This window comes from Flavisphingomonas formosensis, from assembly GCF_009755815.1.
In the GTDB taxonomy this organism is placed as follows: Bacteria; Pseudomonadota; Alphaproteobacteria; order Sphingomonadales; family Sphingomonadaceae; genus Flavisphingomonas; species Flavisphingomonas formosensis.
Genome location: NZ_WRPK01000002.1, coordinates 693903 through 704084, shown reverse-complemented (window position 1 = coordinate 704084; position 10182 = coordinate 693903). Strand labels below are relative to the sequence as shown.

Genomic DNA, 10182 nt, shown 5'->3' with positions numbered 1-10182 from the left:
GATGATGCGGACCTTGGCTCTCGTGCCGTTGCTCGGCCTGTTGCTGCTGGCGGCATGCGGCAAGCCGGCGGGAACAGCCAGCCCCGCTGGCCCTTACCGTGCGGTGATCAGCTTGCCCTCGGGCGAATTGCCCTTCGGCCTGGAGGTAACGGAGAAAAATGGCGTGCCGGTAGCGACGATCGTCAACGGCGACAATCGTGTCCAGGCGGAGCAGACGCGTTTCCAGAATGGGCGCCTGACACTGGATTTTCCTTCTTACGATTCGAGCCTGGATGCGGAGCTGAAGCCTGACGGCACGCTGGCCGGCACCGCACATCTCTATCGTCGCAGCGGCCGCGTCGATGCGCCTCTTTCGGCCATGCCCGGCATCGCCTGGCGCTTCTTTGAGCGGCAGGATCCGCCTGCGGCCAAGCTTTCCGGCCGCTGGTTGATCGAGACGCAGGGCGAGAAGCCGGAGAAGGGGCTGTTGCTGCTCGATCAGAATGGCAACAGGCTCACTGGCACGGTTCAGTTTCCGAGCGGAGACGAGCGTTTCCTGACGGGCGAGGTTTCGGGCGCTCAGTTCGCGCTTTCCACCTTCGACGGTAATCAGGGATCGGTCTGGAAAGGCAATATCCGGCGCGACGGAAGCCTGTCCGGCGACAGTTACGGCGCGACCAGCAAGGTGCCGGAAGCCTGGACGGCGAAGCGGCAGGATGCTTCCCCGGCAGACCAGGTGGCGGCGATCGCCGAGGAAAAGCCGCCGGTCGATCGCATCGCCTTCACCTTCCCGGACGTCGACGGCAAGCCGGTGTCGCTTGCCGATCCACGCTTCAAGGGCAAGGTGGTCATCGTGTCGATCGGTGGCACCTGGTGCCCCAACTGCCATGATGAGATTGCCTATCTCGCGCCCTATGTCGACCGGCGGCGGGCGGAGGGGCTGGAGGCGATCGGGCTGCAGTTCGAATATGACGCCGATCCGGTGCGCTCGGCGCGGCAGATCAAGCGCTTCGCCGAACGCTATCGGGTCCATTACCCGCTGCTCATTGCCGGCGAGGCGACGCCGGAGGGCACGAAGAAAGCGCTGCCGGCGATCGGTGGCGTCAGAGTCTATCCGACGACCCTGTTCATCGATCGCAGGGGCAGGTTGCGCGCCATCCACGTCGGTTATGCCGGGCCGGCTGCGGGCGCGCTGCACGAGCAGGCGATCCAGCGCTTCGATACGCTGGTGAACGCACTTCTAGCCGAAAAGGCCTGATGGAGGGGTTTTCCGATGGCGCGCTCGTTCCAACTCGTCGATGTTTTTGGTCAGGCAGATTTCTCGGGCAATCCGCTGGCAGTGGTCGCCGCGGCGGAGGATCTCGACAGCGAGGCGATGCAGCGCATCACGCGTTGGCTGAACCTGTCCGAGACCAGCTTCCTCTTGCCGCCGACCGATCCGGCGGCGGACTATCGGGTGCGTATCTTCACGCTGGAGCGCGAAATGCCCTTTGCCGGCCATCCGACGCTCGGCACCTGCCACGCCTGGCTGAAGGCCGGCGGCCGGCCAAAGCACCCCGCGCGGATCGTGCAGCAATGCGGTGCGGGCCTGGTGCCCATCCGGCGGGACGACGACAGGCTGGCCTTCGCGGCGCCGCCGTTGATCCGTTCCGGCCCGGTCGACGAGGCCGATCTCGACGAGGCAGTGGCGCTGCTGGGCATAGAGCGTGGTGCGGTGGTCGATGCCCAGTGGGCGGACAATGGGCCAGGCTGGCTGGCGTTGATGCTCGATTCGGCGGAGGGGGTGCTCGCGCTCGCGCCGGCGCGTGCGCATCCGAAGCGGATCGACGTCGGTGTGGTCGGCCCGCATGCCGGAGGCGGTGAGGCGGCCTATGAGATTCGCGCCTTCTTCAGCGATCAGCATGGCGCGGTGATCGAGGATCCCGTGACCGGCAGCCTCAACGCGTCGATCGCGCAATGGCTCTATGCCTCCGGCCGCGTCGACGGCCCCTACGTCGCTGCGCAGGGCACGCGCTTGGGCTGCACCGGGCGCGTGTTCCTGGATCGCGACGCCAGTGGAGAAATCTGGGTCGGCGGCCGGACGCGCACGCTGTTTTCGGGGACGATGGAGGTTTGAGTGAGCCTCCTCGCCGCAGGGCAGCGAGGGAGAAAAAGGCTTATTTCAACAACCCGGCTGCGCGATACCAATTCGCCGTGGCCCGCAGCCCATCCGGCGTTGCCACTGCCGGTGCCCACATGTCCCCCGGCGGTCGGGCGGCTGCGCTCACGACCCAATCGGGATGGCAGAAATAGCGAACGCGATCCGGCGTCAGCTTGGCGGCGCCGCCGCGTGCCAGCCGGTCGGCGCGGGCACCCAGCATGAGGAGCGCTTCAGGGATCGAAAGCGGCAGGATCCTGCGCCCCACCGCGAGGCCGATGGCGCGGGCGAACTCGCGATGGTCCCAGCCGGCCGAGACGCCGTCGTCGGGTTCGTACAGCGCGCCGATTCCGGCCGGGGTCTGTCCCAGCACCAGCAGCAGCCGGGCGAGGTCTTCGCCGGCGATAACCGACAGCCGCCCGTCCGGCGGCAGGGGTATGAAGCGCCAACGCGCGACACGGAAGAGCTCCAGCATCTCGCGGTCGTGCGGGCCATAGACGGCGGGCGGGCGGACGATCGTCCAGTCTAGTCCCGAGGCGCGAACCACGTCTTCCGAGCGTGCCTTGGACCAGCCATAGTCGGAGAGGCTCGGTTCGCGGGCGGCCAGCGAGGAGACATGGACGAAGCGGCGGATGCCTGCTTCCCGCGCTGCTGCGATCACGTCCGCGGTGCCGGTGACGTTGCACGCCTCGAAGCCGGCCCGATCGGGTGCGTTGATCATGCCGGCGATGTGGAGCATCGCGTCGGCCCTGTCCGACAGCGCAGCGAGGCTCGCCGGCCTGTCCAGCGCGCCTTCGATCCACGTCACGCCGGGCTGCGCCGGCTGGGCGCGGCGGGTGAGCGCTCGAACGGCGAGCCCCTGCGCCCGCGCCTGCTGGATCACATGCGTGCCGACGAACCCGGTGCCTCCGGTGATCGCGATGGTGGCCGTCATGCGGGGCCGATCACAGGAGGACGAGATGATCGCGATGGACGAGCGCCGCGCGCGGCGCATAGCCGAGTATCGCTTCCAGCGCGTCGCTGCGCCGGCCGACGATCCGTGTCGCCTCCTCGGCGTCATATTCGATAAGGCCGCGCGCGAAGGCGGTGCCGTCCGGTCCGGCGATGTCGACCACGTCGCCGCGCGCGAAGCGCCCTTCGATGCCGGTCGCGCCGGCCGCGAGCAGGCTACGGCCCTGGCCCAGCGCCCTGGCCGCGCCCTCGTCGACGCGGATCAGCCCGCGCGAGGTGAGCCGGCCGGCAAGCCAGGCCTTGCGCGCCGAGGCGCCTTTCTCGGCAACGAATAGCGTGCCGTGCCCAGTTTCCTCGAAGGCCTGCAGCGGCCGATCGACCTTGCCGGTGACGATGGCGAGATGGGCGCCGGCGCGCTGCGCGATGCGGGCGGCGGAGAGCTTCGAGGTCATGCCGCCCGAGCCCATGCCGCTCGCCGAGCCGCCGTCCGCCATGGCGAGAATGCGGGCATCGATCCGCTCGACGCGCGGGATCATCTTCGCCGACGGGTCGCGGCCGGGATTGGCGGTGTAGAGCCCGTCGATGTCGGAGAGCAGGATCACTCCGCGCGCGCCCGCAGCCTGACCGATCCGCGCCGCCAGCCGGTCGTTGTCGCCGAAGCGGATCTCGGCGGTGGCGACCGAATCATTCTCGTTGATGATCGGTACGACGCCGAGCGTCAGCAGCCGGTCCAGCGTCGCGGCCGCGTTGAGATAGCGTCGCCGATCCTCGAGATCGTCCAGCGTGACCAGGATCTGCGCGGCGGTGAGGCCTTTTTCGCCGAGCAGTTCGGCCCAGCTGTGCGAAAGCGCGATCTGTCCGGTGGCGGCAGCGGCCTGCGCATCCTCAAGGCTGGCGCGGCCGCCCTTGGGCAGCTTCAGCCGGCGCGCGCCCAACGCAATCGCGCCGGAGGAGACCACCGCGATCTGCTGGCCCGCGCCGCGGCGGGCGGCGATGTCGGCGACGATGCCCGCAAGCCATTCCCGGCGCACCGCTCCGGCCGCATCGACGAGCAGCGCCGATCCGATCTTGATGACGAGGCGCGGACAGGCGGCGGGAGAAAAGGCCTCGGAGATCATGAGCGGAGCCGGCCCCGCGCGGGGAGGGAGGCCAGGCAGGTCAGATCGGGGACCATTCGGTATCCCCGTCGTCGCTTTCGCGGAATTCGGCGGCGGTTTCCGCCGGACCGATCGCCTCGATCAGCCGGTCGAGCACCGCCTCGATACCCGTCCCGGCCGCGCCGGAGAGGGGAAGTACCGCGGCGCCGCTCGCCTTGGCGAGCTTCTTGCGCAGCTTCTCAACGGCCTTGTCGTCGAGTGCGTCGATCTTGTTGAGGCCGATAACCTCCGGCTTGTCTGGGAGGTCCGCGCCATAGACCTCCAATTCCTCGCGTACGATGCGATAGGCCTCGATCGGATCCTCGCCCGTCGCATCGACGAGGTGAAGCAGCACGCGGCAGCGTTCGATATGGCCGAGGAAGCGGTCACCGATACCCGCGCCGTCCGCCGCTCCCTCGATCAGGCCGGGGATGTCGGCGAGCACGAATTCGCGGCCCTTGTGGCTGACGACGCCGAGCTGCGGGCGAATGGTGGTGAAGGCATATTCGCCGACTTTCGCCTTCGCATTGGTAGTTGCATTGATGAACGTCGACTTGCCGGCATTGGGCAAGCCGAGCAGGCCGGCATCGGCGAGCAGCTTGAGCCGCAGCCACACCCACATCTCTTCGCCCGGCCAGCCCGTGCCATGCTGACGCGGTGCGCGGTTGGTCGAGGTCTTGTAGCTGAGATTGCCGCGCCCGCCGTCGCCGCCGCGCAGGAATACTTGGCGCTGGCCGGGCTTTGTGAAGTCGGCGAGCACATGCTCCTTGTCGTCGGAAAGGATCTGCGTGCCGACCGGTACCTTGATGACGAGATCCTCGCCTCCTGCACCGGTGCGGTTGGCGCCGGCACCGCCCTTGCCGCGTGGAGCCCGGAAATGCTGCGTGTAGCGGAAGTCGATCAGCGTGTTGAGGCCGGGTACCGCTTCGAACACGATGTCGCCGCCCTTGCCGCCATTACCGCCGTCGGGGCCGCCATATTCGATGAACTTCTCGCGCCGGAAGCTGACGGCTCCAGGGCCGCCCGCACCGGAACGTATGAAGATTTTGGCTTGATCCAGGAAATGCATGGCGCGCGCTTAATGCATTTTGCACCCTGGGGGAAAGCTTAGTCGCAAGAGCGGCGCGGCGCCGCCCTAATCCTCGGGCGGAATCTGCTGCATCGCGGCCAGCTGCTCGAGCACCAGGGCCCGTCCGATATCGCGCGGCAGGCCGAGCCGCTCGGTCAGCTTGTCGCCGATCAGCGCATCGCCGATCGCCGCGTGAACCAGCATGACCGCCATTTGTGGCAAGGGACGGCCGGCCGCCCCCTCGTTCAGGCGACTCACGAGCCCATGGATGGAATCGATGATCAGGTCGATCGGTGCGCTGTCACCCTCGATCATCAGCGCATAGACCAGCGCAGCGGCACCTTCGCGGCCGAATGCATCGAAGATCAGGTCCACGACCTGCTCGTAGCTGATCGTTCCGCGCCGTGCGTCTTCCACCGCTGCTCCGATCGCTTCGATGATCGCGCTGGTCAGATGCCCGACCAGCGCTTTCTGAAGCCCCGCTGCGGATCCGAAATGATGGAGCAGATTAGCGTGTGTACGATCGACCCGCTGGGCCACGGCCTTCAACGTGACCGCGCGCGGCCCCTGATCGAGCAGCAGCGACTTTGCAGCTTCCAGTGCGGCGACTCTGCTGTCTGCCGCCCGAAGCCGGGTCCGTTTGATCGCCACTGCTCAGCAGTTCTTGCCGGAGGTCGAATTGAGCGGGGGACTGGGCAGGGTAAGCTCCTAACTACAACGACCCAAGCGACCTATGTTGGTTTATAAAATCGTTATGAACGGTCGTTCGCATCCTCGCAAGTGTGGCAAATCCGCCATCTTCCGCAGATCTTCGCAAATGCCACCGAAATGGAAGCGACTATCGTTGACTTTAGATTAAGTATACATCCTCGGTCAGGCCTTAGCCGATCAGGCTGCGGACAAAATCCACCAGACCCGTGCGACGTGCCCGTCTGACCCTTTCTGCCGCGAGGATCGAGCGGACTTCCGCAAGGCAGCGTTCCGCATCGTCGTTGATCAAGACGTAATCATATTCCGCCCAGTGGCTTATTTCCGCAGCGGCGCGATTCATGCGTCCGGCGATCACTTCGGGACTGTCGGTGCCGCGTGCGTTCAGCCGGCGAGCCAATTCTTCCATCGATGGGGGCAGGATGAAGACGCGCACGAGATCGTCGCGCATCTTCGCGTGAAGCTGCTGCGTGCCCTGCCAGTCAATGTCGAACAGCACGTCGCGGCCCTGCGCGAGCACCGCTTCGACGGGCGCCCGGGGCGTGCCGTAGCGCCGATCGAAGACGTGCGCCCATTCGAGAAACTCGCCGCCTGCCACCATCGCTTCGAAGCGCGGCGTGTCGACGAAATGATAGTCCCGTCCATCCACTTCGCCGGGCCGCATCGGACGGGTGGTAGCCGAAACCGACATTTCAATGCCGTCGTCGCTCTTCAGCAGCATGCGGGAGATGGTGGATTTGCCTGCGCCGGAGGGGGAAGACAGGACGAGCAGTACGCCACGGCGCGCGGAAGGGGAGAGGATTTCGGCCATGGCGCTCTTTCCGCCGGGTCGCTCTTTCCGTCAACGGCGGAAAGCGGCATGGTCCAGGGCCATGAGACCTCATGTCGCCCTCCTGCGCGCGGTGAATGTCGGCAAGCGCAAGATGCCGATGGCGGAACTGCGCGCGCTCTGCGCCGAGATCGGTTTCGCCGAAGCGAAAACCTATGTCGCCAGCGGCAATCTCGTCTTTTCCGCGGACGGCAAGGCTGCCGATTTCGAGCATGCGCTGGAGACGGCGATCGAGCGGCACTTCGGCTTCGTCTCGGAAGTGATCGTCCGCACGCCCACGGCGCTCGAACATGCACTGGCGGATAATCCGTTCGCGAAGGCCGGGGAGAAGGAGCCCAATCGCGTCCTGCTGCTCTTCGCCAAACGCAAGCCTGCGGCGGATGCGGCGGCCCGCATCCTGGAGCGTGCCCAGGGGCGGGAGGCCGTCGTCGCGGTCGGCGACATGCTCTGGTTCCATTTTCCGGACGGAGTTGGCGCTTCGAAGCTGACCCCGAGCTTCATCGATCGCTGCGTGGGATCGCCTGCCACATCGCGCAACCTGCGCACCGTAAGCATCCTGGCCGAAATGGGATCGGCCCTGGCGTGATGGCGCCATCGCTGCGCGATATCCGGCCGATCCATTGGGGGCTGGTCCTCGCCATCCTCGCGCTCGTGGCGATCGAGGAATTGGCTACCGGGCGCAACGCGATCTGTGCCTGCGGCACGGTGCAGCTCTGGCATGGCGCGCTGGATGCCGGGAACAGCCAGCATATCGCTGACTGGTACACGCCCAGCCACGTCATCCACGGCTTCCTCTTCTACGCGTTGGGACGATGGCTGCTGCCGACACGGTCCCCCGGCGAACGGCTGGTGCTCGCGGTCGCGATCGAGGCGTCGTGGGAGATGATCGAAAATTCACCGATCATCATCGATCGCTATCGCGAGGCGACGATCGCGCTCGGCTATAGCGGCGATAGCGTGGTCAATTCAGTGGCCGACGTCGCCTGGATGGCGCTCGGCTTTGCGCTTGCCCGCCGCCTGCCGACAGGGATTACGATCGTGATCGCCATTCTGTTCGAACTGGCCGCTCTATGGGCGGTGCGCGACAATCTGACCCTGAACGTGCTGATGCTGGTGTGGCCGGTCCAGGCAATCAAGGTCTGGCAGGGCGGCTGACGCCCGCGGCATCTCAGCGGATGATCGAATCGGCCAGCCGTTTGTCCTCGCGGCGCTTGTCGATCATCTTTTTCGCAAGATAGCCGCCGCCCATCGCAAGGCCGATCGGCATCGCTGCCCGGCGCGCCAACCCCGCCACGGCCGCGCCGATCAGTGCGCCAGTGATGCCACTGCCCCCGTCGCGCCGGTCAATCTTGCGCCCGGCGAGCGCGCCCAGAATCTTACCGATCATCCTTGTGCCTCCATGCCGTAGATGCAGGTGCAGCGCGCCGGATGCCCAAAGGTTCCCACCGGCGGCAGCAGGGTGGCGCCCCTCGCAGCGGCAGACTATCAGGGCAGGCGGGACCATGTTTCTTCCCGCTGGGTGGAGGCGGGGGCGGTTCCGCGTTCGGGGGTGAAGCGTCGTTGCGTACATCGTGGGTGATCGCTGGATCGATGCTGTCGATCGCGCGGCCGGGGCCGGCCGCGGCCCCAGTGGGCGTGACGCTGGCGCAGTCGCCGGTCCCGGCCACCGCCGATGGACAGGCTGTCGCCGTCGCCCGCATGGTACGCGGCATTCTGAGCTATTCGCGCTGGCCGGATCCGGTCCAGGCGATCCGGCTGTGTGTTGCCGGCGCGCCGCTTTATGGAGCGAGGCTGGACGAAGCCGCGAGCGCGGCCGGGCGAACGATCCGGATTCGCCCGCTGGCGCCTGGCGAGGGACCCGCAGCGGCGGGATGTGACGGGCTCTATCTCGGCCATATGGCGGCGACGTCGCGCGCGCAGCTGGTCGCGGCATCGCGCGGCCGGCCGACCGTGACCATCGACGAGGATGACCCCGCCTGCCGGGCCGGAGCCATGTTCTGCCTGTCGGTGGAGCCAGCCCACCTTTCCTTCCAGCTCAATCTCGATGCCGTGTCGCGCGGCATGGTGCGCATCGATCCCAAAGTGCTGCTCCTGTCCCGGGGCCGGGAGGAGCAGCCTTGAGCGGCCGGGATCCCAACCGCTTCACCCATGGCACGGGCAGGCTGCCCAGCATACGCGACGTGTTGTCCCGCGCGCATTTCCGCGTGACCATGGTCGCAGTTGCGGCGGCGGGCATCACGGTGCTGATCGCCGGACTGATGGTCATGCGCGCCTACGCCTATCACAATCTCGCCCTGATCGCCCAAAGCGCGAGCTACACAGTCGAAGCGGCGGTGGTTTTCGACGATCCGCTGGCGGCGCAGGAGGGGATCGCGCCTCTTACCAGGACCGAGGGTGTGGCCGGGCTTGCGGTCAAGCGTGCCGACGGGCGGCCTCTGGCCAGCTGGCGGCGGGTTGGAAACGGTCTGCGCTACCGCTTCGAGGATCGGGCCGGACGCCTGCTCTTCGCCGTCCCGGTGCGTGCGGCGATTCGTCACGAAGGCCGCACCGTCGGCCAGGTCGTGGTTTATGGCGATGCTGCCGGGCTCGAGCGATTCGTGATCACTGGCCTGCTCGGCATGCTGGGCTGTCTCATCGTCACAGCGGCGGCGGCGACCCTGCTCACGCGGCGGCTCCAGGAAAGCATCGCTGGTCCGCTGCAGACGATCGCCTCGGTCGCGCATGCCGTGCGTAACGAACGCGCGCTGAATCGGCGCGCGCCGGCTGCGCGGATCGCCGAGATCGACGCGCTCGGCCGCGATTTCAACGCGCTTCTTGCGGAGCTGGAAGGCTGGCATGCCAGCCTGCAGGACGAAAATGCGGCGCTCGCGCATCAGGCCAACCACGATCCGCTGACCGGACTATGCAATCGCGGCTCGTTCGAGGCGATCCTGACCGACACCCTGTCCCAGGCCGCAGCTTTCGGCAGGATGGTGGCGCTGCTCTATCTCGACAGCAATGACTTCAAGGAAACCAACGATCGCTTCGGCCACTCCGCCGGCGACGCCGTCCTGGTGGAAGTCGCTCGCCGGATCTCGAGCCTGCTCGGCTCACGGGACCTGGCCGCACGCATGGGCGGCGATGAGTTCGTCATGTTGCTGGCGCCACCGGTCGATCGCGATCGTGCGCAGGATGTCGCCACGCAGCTGCGCCAGGCGATGACCGAACCGATCCTCCTTCCCGACGGACGGACGCTCGTCTCCTCGCTCAGCATCGGCATCGCGCTCTTTCCGCCCGACGCCGGCGACGCCGCAGATCTGGTCCGCGTTGCCGATGCGGCGATGTACGCGGACAAGGAACTGCACCGCCAATCCCCCTGATCCGATGCCTGCGG

At 67.0% G+C, this 10182-nt stretch carries 12 protein-coding genes; 6 read left to right on the top strand and 6 right to left on the bottom strand.

Going from position 1 to position 10182, the window contains the following annotated elements:
• Position 1 precedes the first annotated feature (1 nt).
• Together GQY20_RS09250 and GQY20_RS09245 are read left to right on the top strand one after the other, a co-directional pair.
• Positions 2-1237, top strand: coding sequence for a peroxiredoxin family protein (locus GQY20_RS09250; protein ID WP_157216749.1), 1236 nt, complete (start codon positions 2-4; stop codon positions 1235-1237).
• 15 nt (positions 1238-1252) lie between these two features.
• Complete coding sequence (locus GQY20_RS09245) at positions 1253-2095, top strand: PhzF family phenazine biosynthesis protein (RefSeq protein ID WP_157216748.1); 843 nt, start codon at positions 1253-1255, stop codon at positions 2093-2095.
• A gap of 40 nt (positions 2096-2135) precedes the next feature.
• Here GQY20_RS09245 and GQY20_RS09240 read toward each other — a convergent pair whose 3' ends face one another.
• The 5 genes from GQY20_RS09240 to gmk form a co-directional block, all read right to left on the bottom strand.
• Complete coding sequence (locus GQY20_RS09240; RefSeq protein WP_157216747.1) at positions 2136-3050, bottom strand: NAD-dependent epimerase/dehydratase family protein; 915 nt, start codon at positions 3048-3050, stop codon at positions 2136-2138.
• 10 nt (positions 3051-3060) lie between these two features.
• Positions 3061-4185, bottom strand: coding sequence for a glutamate 5-kinase (gene proB, locus GQY20_RS09235; RefSeq protein WP_157216746.1), 1125 nt, complete (start codon positions 4183-4185; stop codon positions 3061-3063).
• A 40-nt stretch (positions 4186-4225) separates the two neighbouring features.
• Positions 4226-5272, bottom strand: coding sequence for a GTPase ObgE (gene obgE, locus GQY20_RS09230; protein WP_157216745.1), 1047 nt, complete (start codon positions 5270-5272; stop codon positions 4226-4228).
• A gap of 66 nt (positions 5273-5338) precedes the next feature.
• Positions 5339-5923, bottom strand: a complete 585-nt coding sequence (locus GQY20_RS09225) for a TetR family transcriptional regulator (RefSeq protein ID WP_157216744.1) — start codon at positions 5921-5923, stop codon at positions 5339-5341.
• A gap of 229 nt (positions 5924-6152) precedes the next feature.
• Positions 6153-6791: a guanylate kinase gene (gene gmk / locus GQY20_RS09220; RefSeq protein ID WP_157216743.1), complete on the bottom strand. Its 639-nt coding sequence runs from the start codon at positions 6789-6791 to the stop codon at positions 6153-6155.
• Between the two features lie 61 nt (positions 6792-6852).
• Here gmk and GQY20_RS09215 point away from each other — a divergent pair, with 61 nt between their 5' ends.
• Positions 6853-7395 carry a DUF1697 domain-containing protein gene (locus GQY20_RS09215; RefSeq protein WP_157216742.1) on the top strand — a complete coding sequence of 181 codons (543 nt, stop codon included), beginning with the start codon at positions 6853-6855 and terminating at the stop codon, positions 7393-7395.
• Entirely contained in the window at positions 7395-7964 is a 570-nt protein-coding gene (locus tag GQY20_RS09210; RefSeq protein ID WP_157216837.1) for a DUF2585 domain-containing protein, read from the top strand. Before GQY20_RS09215 ends, GQY20_RS09210 begins: the two co-directional genes overlap by 1 nt.
• A 13-nt stretch (positions 7965-7977) precedes the next feature.
• Here GQY20_RS09210 and GQY20_RS09205 read toward each other — a convergent pair whose 3' ends face one another.
• A complete protein-coding gene (locus GQY20_RS09205; protein WP_157216741.1) occupies positions 7978-8196 on the bottom strand; it encodes a hypothetical protein in 219 nt (72 codons plus the stop codon).
• A 173-nt stretch (positions 8197-8369) separates the two neighbouring features.
• Between GQY20_RS09205 and GQY20_RS09200 the strand changes: the two genes are divergently transcribed.
• Positions 8370-8930 carry a YfiR family protein gene (locus GQY20_RS09200; RefSeq protein ID WP_232475970.1) on the top strand — a complete coding sequence of 187 codons (561 nt, stop codon included), beginning with the start codon at positions 8370-8372 and terminating at the stop codon, positions 8928-8930.
• Entirely contained in the window at positions 8927-10168 is a 1242-nt protein-coding gene (locus tag GQY20_RS09195) for a diguanylate cyclase domain-containing protein (RefSeq protein ID WP_157216740.1), read from the top strand. The genes GQY20_RS09200 and GQY20_RS09195 overlap by 4 nt, the downstream gene beginning before the upstream one ends.
• Positions 10169-10182 lie beyond the last annotated feature (14 nt).